Origin of the sequence: Wolbachia endosymbiont of Trichogramma kaykai (genome assembly GCF_045765165.1) — a bacterium.
Taxonomy (GTDB): Bacteria; Pseudomonadota; Alphaproteobacteria; order Rickettsiales; family Anaplasmataceae; genus Wolbachia.
Window position 1 is genome coordinate 306,860 of record NZ_JBJJXK010000003.1, and the last position, 19,078, is coordinate 325,937.

Annotated in this window: 18 protein-coding genes, 1 rRNA gene and 1 pseudogene; 14 read left to right on the forward strand and 6 right to left on the reverse strand. The window is 33.6% G+C overall.

Features of this window, described 5'->3' with window-relative positions:
- Positions 1-105: 105 nt before the first annotated feature.
- The 5 genes from wTKK_RS03620 to purE form a co-directional block, all read right to left on the reverse strand.
- Positions 106-1,569, reverse strand: a complete 1,464-nt coding sequence (locus tag wTKK_RS03620) for a DegQ family serine endoprotease (RefSeq protein WP_407512113.1) — start codon at positions 1,567-1,569, stop codon at positions 106-108.
- Between the two features lie 3 nt (positions 1,570-1,572).
- Positions 1,573-2,445: a protease modulator HflC gene (gene hflC / locus wTKK_RS03625; protein ID WP_407512114.1), complete on the reverse strand. Its 873-nt coding sequence runs from the start codon at positions 2,443-2,445 to the stop codon at positions 1,573-1,575.
- A gap of 2 nt (positions 2,446-2,447) precedes the next feature.
- The gene (hflK, locus tag wTKK_RS03630) at positions 2,448-3,473 is read right to left on the reverse strand and encodes an FtsH protease activity modulator HflK (protein ID WP_407512115.1); all 1,026 of its coding nucleotides are present in this window, start codon (positions 3,471-3,473) and stop codon (positions 2,448-2,450) included.
- Between the two features lie 402 nt (positions 3,474-3,875).
- Entirely contained in the window at positions 3,876-5,753 is a 1,878-nt protein-coding gene (gene mutL / locus wTKK_RS03635; RefSeq protein WP_407512116.1) for a DNA mismatch repair endonuclease MutL, read from the reverse strand.
- Complete coding sequence (purE, locus tag wTKK_RS03640) at positions 5,705-6,163, reverse strand: 5-(carboxyamino)imidazole ribonucleotide mutase (protein ID WP_407512117.1); 459 nt, start codon at positions 6,161-6,163, stop codon at positions 5,705-5,707. The genes mutL and purE overlap by 49 nt, the downstream gene beginning before the upstream one ends.
- Positions 6,164-7,052: 889 nt before the next feature.
- Here purE and wTKK_RS03645 point away from each other — a divergent pair.
- The 9 genes from wTKK_RS03645 (at position 7,053) to wTKK_RS03685 (ending at position 12,541) form a co-directional block, all read left to right on the forward strand.
- Positions 7,053-7,346 (forward strand): helix-turn-helix domain-containing protein, encoded by a 294-nt coding sequence (locus wTKK_RS03645; RefSeq protein WP_407512118.1) that lies wholly within the window; start codon positions 7,053-7,055, stop codon positions 7,344-7,346.
- Positions 7,347-7,409: 63 nt separating this feature from the next.
- The gene (rpoZ, locus tag wTKK_RS03650) at positions 7,410-7,802 is read left to right on the forward strand and encodes a DNA-directed RNA polymerase subunit omega (RefSeq protein WP_407512119.1); all 393 of its coding nucleotides are present in this window, start codon (positions 7,410-7,412) and stop codon (positions 7,800-7,802) included.
- A gap of 29 nt (positions 7,803-7,831) precedes the next feature.
- Positions 7,832-8,077: a monovalent cation/H+ antiporter complex subunit F gene (locus tag wTKK_RS03655; protein WP_407512120.1), complete on the forward strand. Its 246-nt coding sequence runs from the start codon at positions 7,832-7,834 to the stop codon at positions 8,075-8,077.
- A gap of 6 nt (positions 8,078-8,083) precedes the next feature.
- Entirely contained in the window at positions 8,084-8,374 is a 291-nt protein-coding gene (locus wTKK_RS03660) for a monovalent cation/H(+) antiporter subunit G (RefSeq protein ID WP_407512122.1), read from the forward strand.
- Positions 8,368-8,892, forward strand: a complete 525-nt coding sequence (locus tag wTKK_RS03665) for a DUF4040 domain-containing protein (protein WP_407512124.1) — start codon at positions 8,368-8,370, stop codon at positions 8,890-8,892. The genes wTKK_RS03660 and wTKK_RS03665 overlap by 7 nt, the downstream gene beginning before the upstream one ends.
- On the forward strand, positions 8,885-9,304 hold the full coding sequence (locus tag wTKK_RS03670; RefSeq protein ID WP_407512125.1) for a Na(+)/H(+) antiporter subunit B: 420 nt from the start codon (positions 8,885-8,887) through the stop codon (positions 9,302-9,304). Before wTKK_RS03665 ends, wTKK_RS03670 begins: the two co-directional genes overlap by 8 nt.
- Positions 9,301-9,603, forward strand: a complete 303-nt coding sequence (locus wTKK_RS03675) for a cation:proton antiporter subunit C (RefSeq protein WP_407512126.1) — start codon at positions 9,301-9,303, stop codon at positions 9,601-9,603. The genes wTKK_RS03670 and wTKK_RS03675 overlap by 4 nt, the downstream gene beginning before the upstream one ends.
- Before the next feature lie 139 nt (positions 9,604-9,742).
- Positions 9,743-11,638, forward strand: coding sequence for an RNA polymerase sigma factor RpoD (gene rpoD / locus wTKK_RS03680; protein ID WP_407512238.1), 1,896 nt, complete (start codon positions 9,743-9,745; stop codon positions 11,636-11,638).
- Positions 11,639-12,412: 774 nt separating this feature from the next.
- Positions 12,413-12,541, forward strand: coding sequence for a GDSL family lipase (locus wTKK_RS03685; protein WP_407512128.1), 129 nt, complete (start codon positions 12,413-12,415; stop codon positions 12,539-12,541).
- Positions 12,542-13,268: 727 nt separating this feature from the next.
- Here the strand turns inward: wTKK_RS03685 and wTKK_RS03690 are convergent.
- Positions 13,269-13,886 carry a hypothetical protein gene (locus wTKK_RS03690; protein ID WP_407512130.1) on the reverse strand — a complete coding sequence of 206 codons (618 nt, stop codon included), beginning with the start codon at positions 13,884-13,886 and terminating at the stop codon, positions 13,269-13,271.
- Positions 13,887-14,039: 153 nt separating this feature from the next.
- Here wTKK_RS03690 and wTKK_RS03695 point away from each other — a divergent pair.
- The 5 genes and pseudogenes from wTKK_RS03695 to wTKK_RS06265 all read left to right on the forward strand — a co-directional run bounded on the left by wTKK_RS03695 (position 14,040) and on the right by wTKK_RS06265 (position 19,049).
- Positions 14,040-15,543: ribosomal RNA gene (locus wTKK_RS03695) — 16S ribosomal RNA — on the forward strand.
- Positions 15,544-15,645: 102 nt separating this feature from the next.
- Positions 15,646-16,023 (forward strand): succinate dehydrogenase, cytochrome b556 subunit, encoded by a 378-nt coding sequence (gene sdhC, locus wTKK_RS03700; protein ID WP_407512131.1) that lies wholly within the window; start codon positions 15,646-15,648, stop codon positions 16,021-16,023.
- Positions 16,020-16,385, forward strand: a complete 366-nt coding sequence (gene sdhD / locus wTKK_RS03705; RefSeq protein WP_407512133.1) for a succinate dehydrogenase, hydrophobic membrane anchor protein — start codon at positions 16,020-16,022, stop codon at positions 16,383-16,385. Before sdhC ends, sdhD begins: the two co-directional genes overlap by 4 nt.
- A gap of 76 nt (positions 16,386-16,461) precedes the next feature.
- Positions 16,462-17,706 (forward strand): hypothetical protein, encoded by a 1,245-nt coding sequence (locus wTKK_RS03710; RefSeq protein ID WP_407512135.1) that lies wholly within the window; start codon positions 16,462-16,464, stop codon positions 17,704-17,706.
- 116 nt (positions 17,707-17,822) lie between these two features.
- Positions 17,823-19,049: pseudogene (locus wTKK_RS06265) on the forward strand (sugar phosphate nucleotidyltransferase).
- Positions 19,050-19,078: the final 29 nt, after the last annotated feature.

The following is a 19,078-nucleotide window of genomic DNA, read 5'->3' on the forward strand; positions in this document are numbered from 1 at the left end:
CTGCTGCTAAAGGATACAGATGGGCTCTGTTAGAAGAAAATTAGGTAACAACTTGATTAATACTTGGAGTTATTCCATTTTTTTCATGACCAGCTAGATAAATAGCTACTTCTTCAATTTGATTGAAGTAAAAAACTGGTTTCCATTGCGGTAAATAAGCAACATTACTGAATCTTTGCCTTCTTTCTTTACTGCTGAATCAATTTGTTTTTGAAAATCATCAGTATTTTCAATATTGATTCCATCTAGTTGAATAATTATATCACCTTTCTTAATAACACGTAGTGTAGAATTACTACTACTATCCACACTAGTAACTACTACACCCTTTGTGGGTGCATTGTTTTTTAGTTCTTTTGGCAAATTTGAAACGGTTAAACCACTTATATAACTAGATGTTGATTTATTTTCTTCTTGATTATTACCTGAATCATCGTTTGCAGATTCCTCGATTGCAACCTTGATATTGACTTCTTTACCTTTTCTAAGTAACTTAACCTGTACTTTGTTTCCGGGCTTAGTCCGTGAAACCATATGAGGTAATTGAGTCATTCTATCAATTTTTTTGCCGTCAAACTCTAATAGTATATCACCTACTTTGATTCCTCCTTTCTCTGCAGGACTGCCCTTTACTACGCTTGCAACTAATGCACCTTTGATATCTTTCAAACTCAAGGACTCAGCAAATTCTTTTGTCATAGGCTGAACTTGCACGCCAAGCCAACCATGTTTTATTTTTTTACCACTTTTTAATGTGTCAATAATTGAAATAGCTAGATTAGATGGTATAGCAAAGCCTATACCCACGTTACCGCCAGACTCAGATGGAGAATAAATAGCAGTATTAATACCTATAACTTTTCCATTCAGATGAAAGAGTGGTCCCCCTGAGTTACCTCTATTAATTGCAGCATCAGTTTGAATAAATTCATTCATAGTACCAATACTAATGTCTCTAGATCTTGCAGACACAATTCCTGTACTTACAGAGCCACCCAAACCAAAAGGGTTACCTATTGCAATAACTGTATCACCAACTCTTGCTTTGTCAGAATTACCAAATTCAACAAAAGGAAGATCTTTATCAGAATTAATCTTAAGCACAGCAAGATCAGTTTTTACATCATAGCCTAAAACTTCTGCTTTGAAATAAGTATTATCGTTCATAGTAACTGTAATATCTTGGGCATTTTTAATGACGTGATAGTTGGTCACTATGGTTCCACTTTTATCTATAATAAATCCAGACCCAAGTAACGTCACTTCCCTATTAATGCTAGGAGCTCTATCGAAAAACTGATCAAAATGCTCGAAAAATTCTCTAAAGTCATCAAAGAAATTATTTCTTGGCGTAAAGGGAATTTTAGTTCTACTGTTATTTTCTTGCTTAACTATTTGCTCACTTGAAATATTTACAACTGCGGGAATAAGTTCTTCCACTATATCAGCAAGCCCTTTACTACAACTACATACAGGATCTGCAACTGTTTTTTCAAACAGATTAGCATATGAAGAAAATGAAATTAAAAAATATGCAAATATAGATAAAACAAATGCTTTACTTTTCATAAACTATTTCCATCCCTTGTTCAAAATATCTAAGAAATTATTATTTGGTGAAAGCACAAATTTAGTATTACCCTCAGCAAATGATTTACTGTAAGCTTTCATAGAGCGATAAAAGTTAAAGAACTCTTCATCAACCTTGAATGCCTCATTATAGATTCTAGTTGCTTCAGCATAACCACGGCCTCTTATTTCATGTGATTCTTTTACTGCACTAGAAACAATTCCCCTTTTTAATTTATCAGCTTTTGATCTAATTTCTTGTCCAGCTTGTTCTCCTTCTGCTCTAATTTCTTTTGCTTCCTTTTCTCTTTCAGTTTGCATGCGGCGGAATATTGCAGAACTATTTTCTTCTGGTAGGTCTGCTCTCTTAATTCTTACATCTATTATCTCTATGCCAAATTTTCCAGCTTCAGAATAAACTCCACGTTGAATTAATTGCATAACTTCTGATCTCTTTTCATTCAACAAACTAATTAATGAAAATCTTCCTATATTCTCCCTTATGTGAGCTTCTATGACAGGATATAATCTTCTAACTAGCCCTGATTCATTTTTTACAGTTTGATAAAAAGTAATAGGATCTATTATTTTATATTTTGCATAAGCATCTACTATAATACGCTTTTGATCTGCAGTTATCACTTCCCTTGGAGTTTTATCAGGACTTAAATCTAAAATTCTCTTATCAAGAAATTCTACGTTATTTATAAATGGCAATTTAAAATATAAACCACTGTCCCTAACATCTTTTACGACTTTACCGAGTTGTATAACTATTGCTTGTTTTGTTTCTTGAACAACGAAGATTGAATTAGACAATGCAATCAACAACACAACAAATACAAAAGCAAAAACAGTTTTAATATTACTAGTCATGACTATTTTCCTAGATTTGTAAGGGGTAAATAAGAGAACATACCTTTCAGATCGTCTGTTATAACAAACTTATCTACCTTGCTAAAAATATTTTCCATAGTTTCAAGATAGATACGATTCTTAACAAGAGAAGGATTTTGTCTATATTCTTCATGAAGAGATAAAAAGCGATTTGCATTACCTTTTGCTTCATTTATTATTTCATTCTCGTATGCCTCTGCATCTAATTTTATCTTTATTGCTTCACCTTTTGCACGAGGTATAATATCATTGCTGTAAGCGTATGCTTCGTTTATGGTACGCTCCTTATCTGCGCGAGCACTTTGTACATCCCTAAATGAGCTAATCACCTTTTCTGGTGGATCAATTTTTTTCATTTGAACGGATAAAATCTCTATACCCATTTGATATCCATCAAGAATATGTTGCAATAAAACTCTAGTATCTCTGGAAATTTCAGCCCTGCCTTGACCTTCGAGTGCGAAAGAGATCGTATTCTTACCTATTATTTCTCTCATAGCACTTTCAGCAGCATTTTTAACGCTAAAACCAGGTTTATAATCCCGTACTTTGAATAAATAATCTTTAGCGTCCCTGACTCTCCATTGGACCTCAAAGTTAACGTTGACTATGTTCTCATCTCCGGTAAGCATCACTCCTTCACCACGATCTGTATCTCGCCCATAAGAGCTGCTTATCCCAATTTCTTCACGATTTACTTCTTTAACGTTCACTTTAAAAACCTTGCCAATAGGGTAGGGAAAGTGATAACGCAAACCAGATGTTTCTGTGTTGGAATATTTGCCAAAAGTAAGTTCTATACCTTCCTCACTCGGATGGACAATATAGAAACCAGTACAAGAATAAAAAAACAAAACAATGAAAGTGATGAAATAAGGTTTTTTCCCCCTATTTCTGTTTAAGCCATTAAAAAAGCGTCTTATATCAGACACAGCTTTACTTAAAATATCTTCATTACCTGGACCTGAGGGTTTCTTTCGAAGATTCCAAGGATTACGCTCATCCATAAATTATTAATTGTATAACTAATACGCTGATATTACTTAATCTTATCAAAAAATGCAAAACTATTTTGTTTACAAATCAATGATCAGATTGAAGGATGTGATCATACACTTCCTTTTTTCTATATGTTATGGTCAGTTCTACAGAATTTCTAGCTTTTTTTTTGAATTCTTTATTGTCGTTTTTGATAAGTATCGTTAGTTGTATATTAATTATCAACATAAAAGACAATGCCTGGGATTTAGGAAACTTAATTTTAATCAGGTAGCTGCATAATAAATCATTGTCAAGTGATGGAATGACATTATCTACTATGCAAATTACAATGTTCAAACAATTGTGTATCTGAGTTTTGAGATGACGAAACTAGAGTTGTATAATCTATACATATTTGTGATAACTTCTCACCTTCGCTCAAATAACTTTTCAATGTCGCTTAATTTCATTTCTATATAGGTTGGCCTTCCGTGATTACATTGTCCAGAATAAGGTGTCTTTTCCATTTGCCTCAATAATTCATTCATCTCCTCCAATTTCATTTTTCTGCCTGCTCTTATTGATCCATAACAAGCAATTGTGGCTAGTATTTTATTCACCTTATCCTCTATAGGTAATGTATCTTCTATTTCTGTTAGTCTATCCACTATATCAATGAGTATTCTCTTTGTGTCTACTGCCCCTAAGATTGCAGGCACTTCTTTTACTATGATCTTATTTTCTGATTTAATTTCAATCTCAAAACCCATCTCAAAAAGTTTATCTTTATAAGTTTTAATCATCTCCATTCCAGCTTGATTTTTGATTTTAACCATTTCAGGCAAAAGAAGTTTTTGTCTTTTTATACTTGATTTTTCCTTTAAGCACTCGTATACCAGTCTTTCATGGGCTGCATGCTGATCTACTATAATTAGTTTGTCTCTTACCTCAGCAATAATGTAAGTATTGTAGATTTGACAGTGTGCAAACCCAAGTGGATGGTCCCTTATCAGATCGGTTTGTTTCCTTTCCAAAATTGTAGTTTCTGCTCGTGGAGGAGATTTTTGCATACCAGTATAATCAAACGATTTTGAATGCTCTGATAAGCTTTTTGTCTCTATATTCGGTGAAGTAAATTCTCTCATTAACTGGTTTTCAAAAGGATCCGACCTTCTTCCATAGAATTTATTTTTAAGACTAGACCTACTAAAAGGATCTGATGATAGATGATTCGTTGTTGTTCCAGTCTGGACCAATACAGTTTCTACAAGATCTATTCTCTTTGATAGCACCTTTATTAGCCCCCTTCTCACTATTTCATATATTAGTCTCTTGTTCTGAAACCTTACCTCTGATTTATTTGGATGAACATTTACATCAACTTGATCATACGGTATCTCTAAGTGCAGCGCTGCGAAAGGATATCTATTGTTTGGAATAAGGTCGTGATACGCATAACGAATTGCACCAATAAGTAGATTATCTTTAATTGGTCTACCATTAACAAATGTATAGATCTGAGTTGAATTGCTACGATTGACAGTAGGTTTACAGATGTATCCTGTAAGTCTAATGCCATCTTCTTCTTCACTAATTTGTAAAGAGTTTTCATGAAATTCTTTTTCTACTTCGCATAGCCTGCTAAATAATGAGGTCTGCTTAGCATACTTAAGAAGCTTCTTATTATCGGAGATAAGAGTAAACTCAATTCCATAATTGATCATTGCTAAGTTGTTTACAATATCAACAATGCTTTGTGTTTCTGCCCTTTCGGTTTTGAGAAATTTTAGTCTATTTGGTGTGGCAAAAAATAAATCTCGTACTTCAATATATGTTCCTATCGATAAAGGATAAGGAACAAGCTCTCCTATTTTTTCTCCCCCCTCATACCTTATAGACCATGCTTGATCCGCTTTGCTTGCCTTAGATGATAATTTTATTCTGCTTACTGCTGCAATTGAGGGCAAAGCTTCTCCTCTAAAGCCAAGATGCTTGATCTCTATCAATTCACTGTCACTCAATTTTGAAGTAGCATGGCGCATAAACGCAAGTTCTAAATCATCCTTTTTTACTCCGCTACCATCATCGATTACAGTAATGAGGTTACGCCCACCACTTTCTATCTTAATTTCTATCTCTGAGCTTCTGGCATCTATTGCATTTTCCACTAATTCCTTTACCACACTTGCAGGCCTTTCTATTACCTCTCCTGCTGCTATACGATTTATGGTTTTTGTATCTAAAAGAACTATTGCCATTATAATGTTGGTTTTTCTTTTACTGCTTGAGTTTGCTCCTCTCTCCATTTTTTTAATCTATCTGCAATTTCACTATTAGAAATCGACAATATAGATGCAGCAGTAATAGCGGCATTGCATGCTCCACTCTCTCCTATAGACATTGTTGCAACTGGAACACCTTTTGGCATCTGCACTATAGATAATAGACTATCTAGCCCATTTAATTGTTTGCTATGCACAGGAATACCGATAACAGGTAAATAAGTAAGCGATGCAGTCATACCAGGTAAATGAGCCGCTCCTCCTGCACCAGCTATAATAACCTTAAAGCCTTTTTCTTGAGCAGACTTAGTAAAATTAAAGAGTCTCTCTGGTGTTCTGTGTGCTGATATGATAAATATATCATGTGAAATTTCTAATTCTTTTAATAGGTTAATAGCATGCACCATAGTGCCATAATCCGACTCGCTTCCCATAATTATAGCAACATCCTTTTTCATTTTTCTGTATTAGACATGATTTTATTTACTAACCAAATAGTCTTTCAGAAGCAACAGATATTTAAATTAAATTACGAATATGATATAGCATTCTCATTAAATAGAAACTTTAAAAATTGAAATGAATCCCTACATCAAAATACAGAGGTACAAGTTTCGGATATTAAGGGTCTATTCATAATCCTTTTAGAAGCAAAGGGGTGGAAGCAAGAAGGCGATTTATAGGCTAGTATTGAATTTATCATAATTGTCTACACTTTTCTATCAGAGTGTTAGAGACTTACCTTTTGACAATAGGGCAAAGATCTCTACAGCTAAATCCTTTTATTTGTTCCTTTGCAACTACTTTTTTATATACGTTTCAAAACACTTTCTTTGCTTCCGCTATGTTTTTTACTTCATTTATTAAAATGATCTTGCCATTTTGAAAACATTGTTGATTCACTGAAGCCACTTTTTAGGACCTGTAACACTATGTAAAATTCATCCTAAATATTCTTGATTTTGTTTCTTTCTACAGAACTCTACTTAGTTTTTCTCCTACTCATCTTGCTCTGTTTTCATAATTTACATACTCTATCTCCGGCTTTATTCCTTTCTTGAGATCACGTACAGTCTCTAAAACGAGTTTGTAAAATGATTATTTCTGTATTTTAAACTTTGCAATTTCAACTTATTCTCTTTAATAGTAAGTTTTTTACAAAATAATAGTTTGAAATTACTAGTATTCTGATAAAAATTATAGTCAATTAAAACTTTGAGTATCAGATAGTTATTGACAAGTTATGTACTATTAATGTATTGGTATATTAAATATCGTGATATCATATTTAATGAAGCTAGTTGATATGTGAGAGTGAAAATTATGGAAACAATATCATTAAACAATCTAGATAGTGAAACAATAAAAAAAAGGTTGCTTGGCATAATAAGTAAAATTATAGGAAAAAATACTTGGACTCAAGCTTGTGCAGCTGAGAAACTTGGTATTGATCAACCAAAGGTATCACAAATTAAAAGTGGTAAGGTAAGTGGTTTTTCTTTAGAGAGACTGTTAGGTTTTTTGAAAAAGCTTGATCATGAAATAACAATTACAATAACAGAAAATCAATCAGTAAAAGCCAGAGAAGAAAAAGTAGAATGTAGAATTGGATCTTAATAGATCTGAAGTTGACATCTTATTTTTTGTGATATAGTATAAGGCTTATCAAGGTAGTATTTTATGGTTGAGTCTATTGTAGAAAAGTGTGTAGAACAGGTACACAACCGTTTTAAATTGGTTCTGCTAGCAAGTCAAAGAACGCATGATTTGAGTACAGGGGCAAGCGATCCCGTTGAAATGGTTAAATTTAAAGATCATAAGGATACGATAGTTTCTTTATATGAAATAGCGGAAAAGAAGGTGAGTACTCATGAGTTGTTTTGCCTTTTAGTCAAAAGGTGCAAGGAGCACATGAAAGGAAGCACAGATAATACTTATATTAATAGTCCAAGTAAGCTAGCAAATTTGTTAAATTTTTCTGATCATCGACTTGACACAAGTCTGGATGTAAGTCAAGAAAGCCGCGATGATGAAATAGATGATCAAGATAGTGGTGAAGAGGTACCGATTTAGAAATCTGCAGAGGTTATAATAGTTTATAAATGATTAGTATCGCTATCTATGTGCTTTTTTTCTGTATGAGTGTAATGTTATGTTGTATAGTGTTTAGGTCAAGTGATGTTTACAATAAGATTTTAGCATTCAATAATTTATCAACACAATTAGTTTTACTTATAACAGCAATATCGGTTGTTCTGAATGATCTTTTTTTAATTGATATAGCGTTACTATATGCTAGCATCAGCTTTATATCAACTATAGCGCTAATGAGATTAATGTTGTTTTGATAATTTATGGTAGCATCCATTCTCATATTTTTAGGTGTTTGTTTAATAGTCATTTCAAGCGTAGGAGTAGTAGTATTTCGTGATTTCTATACTAGATTACATGCTGCGGGTATTGCAGATTCTAGTGGCGCAATGTTGTTGTTGATTGGTTTTGCTTGGCAAAATCAATTTTCAATCAATACTATTAAAGTTATATTATTGATTTTTATAATATGGATAGCTAATTCAACTAACAGTTATATTTTAGCGCTTACTTATTATAAAAGTAAAGACTATGAAAGAAGGTTAAGATGCTAGAAACACTGAATCTAATATTACTTTTGCTGTTACTCACGGTTGCGGTTTTTATAGTTCTTTCGAAACATTTGGTTGTAAGTGCTGTTCTAATGTGTGTATTTAGTGCACTTATTGCACTTATGTACTTGATTATGAATGCGCCAGATGTTGCAATTACTGAAGCTTCTGTTGGTGCAGGATTGAGCACAGTCTTTACGTTTGCAGCACTCTCTTTGGTAAAGAATTACAAAGCAAATTTATCTCATAGCCCCACAACACTTTTTTTTATGTTATTTTTGACTGCATGTTTATCATACTTTATGATCCAATTACCAGATTTTGGCAGTCATAATGCTCCAGTTCACTTGCACGTTGCTCCTTATTATGTAGAAAGTACTGAAAAAGCTATTGGTATTCCTAATATAGTGACAGCTGTTTTAGCAAGCTTTCGTGGCTATGACACATTTGGAGAAACTATAGTAGTTTTTACTGCTGCACTTTGTATAATGTTAATATTAGAAGAGAAAGAAAGTGATTAAAGATCCAGTATTAAGTGCAGTAACATTTTTGATGATACCTTTTATCATCTTGTTTGGTTTATATATACAGTTTCATGGTGACTATACTCCAGGTGGAGGTTTTCAGGCAGGAATAATTATTGCTTCTGGGATAATATTATATTCTATGTTATTTGATGTACCTACAACTTTAAAAGCAATACCTTACTCTATTATCAAATTTACCAACGTATTAGGTATTTTAACCTATGGAGGAGCTGGTATTATAACAGTTTTATTTGGCCAAAATTTTTTATCCTATAGTATATTGTCAGCTGATAGTAGAACAGGTCAAAAATTGGGTATTTTCTTAGTGGAACTGGGTGTATTGCTTACCGTTTCTTCTTCCATGTTAATCATATATATAAATTTTGCTCGCAAGAAAAAACAATGACTCTATATAATTATGTAGGCATTACTATATTAATGGTGCTAGGTTTCTATATTATTGTAAATGATAAAAACTTAATCAAAAAGGTGATGGGATTAAGTGTCTTACAAGCATCTGTTTTGTTGTTTTACATATCTTTAGGGTATGTAAAAAGTTCTTTACCTCCTATATTGACTTCAAATTTTCACTTATATACCAATCCTATACCTCACGTCTTAATGCTTACTGCTATAGTGGTTGGAATTGCAACATTTTCAGTTGGATTGTCCATGGTAGTAAGAATAGAGAGATTGGTTAATTAAGAAGGGTGTGAATAAATTGATGGTATCTTAAGCTATGTGAAGTAGCAAGTAACTATAAATTAAGAATAAAACTATAAACTTGCCAATTGTAAGTTTATTTGATAAATAAAGAGTAAAATTGTAAACTGTAAAGGTAATGATGTCAACTGTTAATGGTACGGAAGATAGGAAAAAGATCATCAAAGATCTTGTAACCAAAAGTATAAGAAAGGGCGGTTTTATCACTTTTGATGATATAAATGATAAGTTGTCAGATGAAAATTTTTCAACTGATTTTATAGATGATACAATAGCTTTATTGCAAGACTCTGGAATTAACATGCTCGAAAGTAGTGAAGATGAGGAAGAAGCTCCTTCTAATGATGATGGTAATAAGCTTGATGATGAGACATCGTTGAATGCTACTACAACTTTAGTACAAAATGATGATCCAGTAAGGATTTATTTACAGGATATGAGCTCTGTAAAGCTTTTGTCACGAGCAGATGAAATTAAGATAGCAAAAAAAATTGAATCTGAAAAGCATAGCATGTTACGTGCAATAATTGAAACATCAGTTGCATTCAAAATAATCAAAACATGGCGTGATGATTTGAGTGGTGGAACTTTTTTACTGAGAGAAATTATAAATCTGGATGCAATTTATAACTCTGATTTTAATATGGTAGACAAAGAAGAAAGTGAAGTTGAAGATGTTAGAGATTGTGTTAATGATGAGGAAAAAGGTAATGATGAAAAGGGAAATGAGAGTGAAGACATAAGTTCAGCTAACTTAAATATTTCTGTTCTTGAAATGGAAAGTGATTTATTGCCAAAGGTTATCACGGCATTGGATGAGATCATTGCTTTAACAAATGAAGCATTGGTATTGAAAAAAAATTCTAAAGATTTCTCTAATGAGCTAGAAAATTTATATAATCAAATATGGTCTGTAGCATTACAAATTCAGTTTAGTGATGCTGCTATTACCAGAATTACACAAAAACTTTACGAAATAAGTAGACTAATCACGTTTGAAGAAGCTAATCTTATTACTGAAGCTAGAAAGTACGGTATTGATAGAGAAAGTTTGTATAATGTTTATGATGATGTGCTTTTAGAGCACGAGTTTAGTGAAATAAGTTTTCTCAAGATTAATGAAAATCAATCTCTTTTTACAGGTGAATTAAAAAATCAATTCTTAAGTTTTATAAACGATAGCTATGAGTATATAGCTGGTGCCTTAAGCAATATTAAGAGTTATGTACAAGGAGATAAAGTTCAGGATTTTAAGAAGATAATCAAGAGAATACAGAAACATGAACAAGAAGTCTCTCAAGCAAAGCAAGAAATGATTAAGGCTAATTTAAGGCTGGTGGTTTCGATTGCTAAAAAGTATTCAAAAAGAGGCCTTGATCTGCTTGATTTGATACAAGAAGGTAATATTGGTCTTATGAAGGCTGTGGATAAGTTTGATTACAAACGTGGGTATAAATTTTCGACTTATGGTACTTGGTGGGTAAAACAATCAATCACTAGGGCAATACCTGAACAGTCTAAAGTAGTTAGAATACCAGTACATATGGTGGAAATCATCAGTAAAATCAACAAAGCATTAAGAAAGATGACTCATGAAATGGGTAGAGAGCCTACATTAGAGGAATTGAGTATAGAATTGGCGATGCCACTAGAAAGAATACGCAAAGTTATGAAGATAGCAAGAGATCCGGTAAGTCTTGAAGCTCCAACAGGAAAGGATGATAGTAGTACCTTCGGTGATTGTATAGAAGATAAGCGAGTTTCTAAACCAGAGGATGCTGCAATACTTTCCGACTTGCGTGGCATTACGACCAATGTTCTTGCAACTTTAACACCAAAAGAAGAAAGAATTTTAAGGATGCGCTTTGGCCTTGGTAAAGATGGAAGGGAGCATACCTTAGAAGAAGTAGGAAAAATTTTTAATGTTACACGTGAAAGAATTAGGCAAATAGAGGCAAAAGCACTACGTAAGTTGAAACATCCAAGCCGTGCTAAAAAGCTTAGAGGTTTCTTTTAAGGTAGAAGGGCTGCTCAAAAAAAATAGGTAAAATTCAGCCAAAATTCTATAATTCTACCATATTTTTCTTTTTTTATAGGCTTTATAGAGCAGTATGATTAGATGCTGAATGTTATGGCAAATAAAAATAATAACTCTAATTCAAAGTGTAAAAATTTTTATGTTCTGGGTGATAGTTTATCTGATAATGGTGTAATTACTGAAATTTTAATAACTTCTCCTTTGTAAGAAACGTGAAACTTAATGCCCCTTTTTATTAAGGAGGATTTTAGCAATGGCCTTACTGTTGTTGAATACGTAGCAAAGTATTTAGGTTTAGAAAATTTGAGTCATCATGGAGATGCTCATTTTTTGATCGATACTATGAACAGCAAGATCATAACTATGCGGTTTTATATGCAACAGCATCTGAAATTCTTAACCCTATTTTTCTTATTTCCTCAATAAATTTCGTTTAGTTAATCAGCTAAACGCAGTAATTAAACATCATCCAGACGTAGGTAAAGGAGATTTTATTTTTCATTATAATCGAGGAATAATATTATGGGTGCCACTGCTTATAACAATGTTAAAGCAGAAAAAGTATTGAAATAAAGCGGTTAGTGAAATATGTAATGCATTTGGTTCTAAATTAATATGGTGTAAAGCATGTGATTGTTGCAAATATGACTGAGGTTGGTTTGATACTAGCTTTAATAAAGACGAAAAGCAAGAGAGCTGGCTGCAAAGCTTACATAGAGTTTCAATACAAAATTAGCTAATAATTTAGATTATATGAAGGAAGGTGCAGATCTTGAAATAAAAGCATTCGATCTTAACTCTAAAATGAAAAGTATGCTTGTTAAATATAAGAGCAAAGGGTTAAATGATCGAGATGCATACCTATCAAACATCGTAGACTAGTTTGGGGTAGGGTGATTTGGAAAAAGTATGAAGATAATCTTGTCGATATTTAAAGGAAGGCTTGATACTTACTATAATTCTGGATGCAGCACAGAAATACTAAAGGATTATTCTTTTTTTTGATTATTTTTATCCAACTGCAGAACCTTGTTGTGAAGTTGGTAATGAAATGTATGAGTTGATAAAAAATTAGATTTCTTTTAAACATCTTTACGGTTTGTAGTAACTATCTGCGTAGCTGAATGGTAAAGGGAGTGGATAAACAAAGTAATCTAAAATATAGAGAAAATACAACGGTGCTTGATACAATAGCTGTTGCGATTTTATCCTCTTTTTATCATTTTAGCGCTAGAATGACATTCTGCTAGTGAAGTTTATTCTTTGATATATTAACTCTAAATATAGAGAAGTCTTGCTAAATAAAAAGGTAAAAGGAACCTCTGAATAGTGAAATTTTGACTCTATATTACTGTAAGTGGTGCTGTAATAATGTTCTAACAAGCGCTACTTGGCTGAGTATAGAAAAAATTTAAAAAACCGCTATAATTTTACGTAATCTACCGATAAACACCTAAGTTTTTACTGGATTTTGTGATTGATCCTACAGTCAAAAACAAATTTTGAGTCATAACTACTTTTAGTGCCGTAATAAAATAGGGAGGTTTGTCAAGTAAAGTTCTTTATTTCATCAGATGCGCTGCCAAATTATTATGCAAGCAAGTTTTTTTTAGTTTTCGTATATCCGAAGTAATTCTTCTGCATTGGCCTTGATTAGAGTCGGACATTCTCTATCATTTAATAATGAACGCAATATTTCAATTGCACCTTTAATGTCGTTACTGTGTATCTTTACTATAGCGATAGCTTCTTGGCTTGAATAAGGATACACCGCATTTGATTCTAAATTACTCATTTTATCTCTATTTGTTTTTTCACCGCTGGAGTGAAGTAATCTCATTACTTCTAAGTATTGTGCTAACTCACGCAAAACATCAGGAGCATCTTTATCGTCTGCCAAATCATTATAAATAATAGATGCCATGTCTGTTGCCATTGAATCTGAGATATGATTGAATGCGCGTTCAAAATTTGCTAAATACCTCCAATTTGAATCTATTTCTTCTAGCAGTGAGTTATTATCCTTTTTTAAGAATAATACTTCGTAAAACTTGTCACCTGCAGTTATAGATTGTTTTGTGTTATCAATGTTACGCAATAAGTATAATGTGATGCCAACTAACATTGGCGCAAGTGCAAGCAGAAAGATGTATTTTTTCATGGTAATATTCCAAATAGTTATATATTTATACATTAATGTTTTTGATTTGCAAAAACATATTGACATAGTGATTATATCACATAATAATGTTCTTAGAGTTGTTTGAATAGTTGGAGATTAAGATATTTCTAAAGTAGAAATAAAGACAGCAGTATTAAGCTAAATTATTTTTTGTCGGATTTATCCGACGTACCCTCAACCTTTTATAGGTTGAAGTCTAAATTTGAGAGTTTGATCCTGGCTCAGAATGAACGCTGGCGGCAGGCCTAACACATGCAAGTCGAACGGAGTTATGTTGTAGCTTGCTATAGTATAACTTAGTGGCAGACGGGTGAGTAATGTATAGGAATCTACCTAGTAGTACGGAATAATTGTTGGAAACGGCAACTAATACCGTATACGCCCTATGGGGGAAAAATTTATTGCTATTAGATGAGCCTATATTAGATTAGCTAGTTGGTGGAGTAATAGCCTACCAAGGCAATGATCTATAGCTGATCTGAGAGGATGATCAGCCACACTGGAACTGAGATACGGTCCAGACTCCTACGGGAGGCAGCAGTGGGGAATATTGGACAATGGGCGAAAGCCTGATCCAGCCATGCCGCATGAGTGAAGAAGGCCTTTGGGTTGTAAAGCTCTTTTAGTGAGGAAGATAATGACGGTACTCACAGAAGAAGTCCTGGCTAACTCCGTGCCAGCAGCCGCGGTAATACGGAGAGGGCTAGCGTTATTCGGAATTATTGGGCGTAAAGGGCGCGTAGGCTGGTTAATAAGTTAAAAGTGAAATCCCGAGGCTTAACCTTGGAATTGCTTTTAAAACTATTAGCCTAGAGATTGAAAGAGGATAGAGGAATTCCTGATGTAGAGGTAAAATTCGTAAATATTAGGAGGAACACCAGTGGCGAAGGCGTCTATCTGGTTCAAATCTGACGCTGAAGCGCGAAGGCGTGGGGAGCAAACAGGATTAGATACCCTGGTAGTCCACGCTGTAAACGATGAATGTTAAATATGGGAAGTTTACTTTCTGTATTACAGCTAACGCGTTAAACATTCCGCCTGGGGACTACGGTCGCAAGATTAAAACTCAAAGGAATTGACGGGGACCCGCACAAGCGGTGGAGCATGTGGTTTAATTCGATGCAACGCGAAAAACCTTACCACTTCTTGACATGGAAATCATACCTATTCGAAGGGATAGGGTCGGTTCGGCCGGATTTTACACAAGTGTTGCATGGCTGTCGTCAGCTCGTGTCGTGAGATGTTGGGTTAAGTCCCGCAACGAGCGCAACCCTCATCCTTAGTTGCCATCAGGTAATGCTGAGTACTTTAAGGAAACTGCCAGTGATAAGCTGGAGGAAGGTGGGGATGATGTCAAGTCATCATGGCCTTTATGGAGTGGGCTACACACGTGCTACAATGGTGTCTACAATGGGTTGCAAGGTGCGCAAGCCTAAGCTAATCCCCAAAAGACATCTCAGTTCGGATTGTACTCTGCAACTCGAGTACATGAAGTTGGAATCGCTAGTAATCGTGGATCAGCATGCCACGGTGAATACGTTCTCGGGTCTTGTACACACTGCCCGTCACGCCATGGGAATTGGTTTCACTCGAAGCTAATGGCCTAACCGCAAGGAAGGAGTTATTTAAAGTGGGATCAGTGACTGGGGTGAAGTCGTAACAAGGTAGCAGTAGGGGAATCTGCAGCTGGATTACCTCCTTAGGCTTTGTACGTAATTCACCATTTCAAATAATAGTGTCATTATGTACTATACTGCTGTCTTTACTTCTACTTTATTTTTTAATTTCTCGATCACGAAATTTTATGAGTAATAGGCCTCTTTCCCCGCATTTACAAGTATACAAAGTACAAGTTACTAGTTTTTTTTCTATTATGCATAGATTGACTGGTATCTTGCTATTTCTTTTATTAATCATACTTTCTTGGTATTTTATATTATATGTTTACTCCCCTAAGTTAATTATAGTAAGGTGCTTAAATGCATTATTCTTCACTCCTGTTGCTAAATTAGCTTATATCTTATGCTTTGCAAGCTTTATGTATCATTCTCTTAATGGTATTCGTCATTTATTGTGGGATGCTGGGCTTAATTTAGAAATTGCTGGTGTTTCAAAAAGTGCTATGTTACTAACAATAATGCTATTTCTTTCTGTTGTGGCTTTTTTATTTGTATTTATATGAGTCAGTCTGTAAATTCAGTACGTTATTGGTGGATCCAGCGTGTTTCTGCGGTGATTTTGTTATTTTTATTTCCTTGGTTTATTTACTCATTTTCTTGTACATTTTATGTTGATGGCCCTTTATCTTTTAATGAAAAATTGCTTCAGGTTATTAATCATCCACTAGAGCTTTTGTTTTTTGTTATACTGCTGTTTTGCATTTTTTGGCATGCAGTTCTTGGAGTTCAGGTAGTCTGTGAAGATTATATAGACAGCGTACCTCTAAGGATTTTTACAATTACATGCATAAAATACTTATCAAGCATTACTTATATAGTCCTTGCTTTTACGACTTTTTTCTTTTATAGGCATATTTTCTTGTAAAATTGTTAGTTTTGTGTTAATATATTATTAGTTTACTAGTTTTATTATTGAACTATAGCGATTTTGGTTTGGCAACATGTTCGGAGTGTTAAAAAAAGCGGTAACAGATTTTACACTTAAAGCAAAAGCTTTATTTGCTTCATCTGAATCTCAAGTTTATGTCAAGAATCTTAGAAGGGTAATGACCTATACAGATGGAAGAAAATGCAAATATCCAACGAATTACGATCAGATTGTAGAATCTGGGAAAATTATAGAAAGTAAGAATAGTGATGGTGAGACTATATATAAACTTTCATATGGCGAGAGAGGTCGAAGGCGGTCAAGCTGTGAATTAGCTTTTGTCAAGGAAATGGACGATAGGTCTTATTTTACTATTGACTTTTTAGTTAATCGGGAAAAAAACAAGGATGTTAAGCATTATGATGGCTACTATAAACCATTTGGGTTTTCAAAAATCGATCTTGAAAAACATATTCCAATTTTTGAAGCTAAAAAAACTAATGATCCTAAATACCCGTTTGAATTAACTCACTTTTCTGTGCCAATGAAAAAGGTAAAAAATGGAGAGGGTAAAGTTCATGGATTTGTTGATGAAAAGGGAAGAAATGGAGAATTACTATACACTAGTAATTATAAAAAGTTAAGCAATAATTTTTCAGAAATTAGAGATCAAAATGGTAGTCTAGAGCTAGATAAAAGTCTGATATCTGTTCCTATTGTTTTTGTTGCAGGTTTAGCTAAGATTTGTGCTAGAATGCTGACTTTTATTCCTATTAAATTAGGAGAGAACTTGATAGCTAGAAAAAATCGAGTTGCAAAATCTTTTGGTTATCTTTTTTTCACTCCTGCAGTGGTAGTAAAAAATTTAGTAAATATGGGAGCTACAACACTTAAGGTTCCAATTTTATTATTTGTAGAAAATGAGAAAAAGTATGGTAATGCTTATCTTATTATGTTGAAACACCAATTGAAAGAATGTTGGAAAGAGGCAAAAAGTGACTTTAATATTATTAAAGGTGAAGAAGGGCTAAAGCCGGAGCAGAAGGATCATAAGCCACTCAGCATAGTGGGTACATGGGATGAGCTTGACGCTAGAAGTCCAGGTATTGAAAGAGACTTAGAAAAGGCGCTGGATAAAAGTAGTGAAAGTATAGATAAATCCAGAGAACCAGGTGTGGGAGAAAGCTTAAAGGAGAAGCCGCAAAACAAAACTGATAAAAAAATAGCTGCAGCCGTTAATCAAAAAAGCAGCATTCCTCATATTGACAGAGAGATAGAAAGAAGACAAGACTCATCACGAAATGTAGGGATTCCATAATGCTCGTAGTCAACCATCACTTTGAATTACTTTTTACTTTAATCATCTCATGATAAAAACTTGTATGCATTTTGCCGTTAGTATAAGATATTAATCAAATGTTAATATCTTAATAAATGTGCCCTGTAATACTGTGTGGTGGTAGTGGCAGCAGACTTTGGCCTCTATCTAAGCCAAGGTAATTTCAGAAAATATTTAGTCAGAATACTATGTTTCACAACACTTTGTTGAGGCTAAAAAGCGATTATATGCAACCCATCATTACCACAAATTATACAATATGAGTCATTATTGATGCAGGAATTACATGCATTACAGGAATGTAAAGTAGTTTTTGAACCAGTTAAAATTGGGACAGCGGCAGCAGTACTAGGTGATTTGAATAGTTTATGTTTCTATTGAGAAAGCGTCTAAGTTAGCCTCTGAAACTGACTCTATAGTCACTTTTGGGGTAAAGTCTCATGAATTCAATTCTGAATACGGCTATATAAATGCAGTATATGGTCAGAAAGAAAAATGTCATATAGTAAAAGATTTTACAGAAAAACCCGAGCGTAAGGTAAGTAACGATCATTATTAGAACTCTCGAATATTTGTGTTTAGAGCAAAACGCTATATAGATGAGATAAAAAAATTGCTCCGAATCTCTATAATTTATGTTGTAAAAGTATGAAGCATTTTGTACCACGAGAGAGATTTCTGTGTTTAGAACAGCAAAATTGTGAAGGAATGGGTGATACATCCATTGATCACCTAGTGATAGAAAAAGCAGAAAATATTGTAATGATAGAAGCCAATTTCGATTGGATGGATGTTGGCACTTGGGGTTCAGTTTTAGAGTTAAGTAAGAGATTTAATAAGAATTTTGAGTCGTTTCAAGCTGTAACCAAAGGAAGAGAGACAGTTTTGATGACAGAAAATGATGCAAAAATTTACTAGGTAGAGTTTATAAACAGCCAAGTAAGAGCCTAATGTTGTTCATTAATAAAGTTAAGGAAGTAAAGCCAATAAGGAAAGAGATTAAGCCATGGCGATTTTATAGTGTAGTTTTAATGGGCAAGGATTTTCTTATAAAATATCTTTTTATAAATCCACTAAGCTGCATTTCTAAGCAAATTCACCACTATAGAGATGAGTACCATATAATACTATCAGGAGTTGGATATGTTAGTTTAGATGACAAAACATATGCTATAACGAAAAATCATGTAATAGAGATTGCAAGGAAAGTGTTTCATAGAATTGAGAATAAAAGTACAAGATTTCCTCTTGAGATAGTTGAGTTTCAGGTAGGAAAGTTTTTATCTGCTAATGATATAGCAAGATTGGACGATATATATTGAAGGTCTTAATATAGAATATTGAATATATT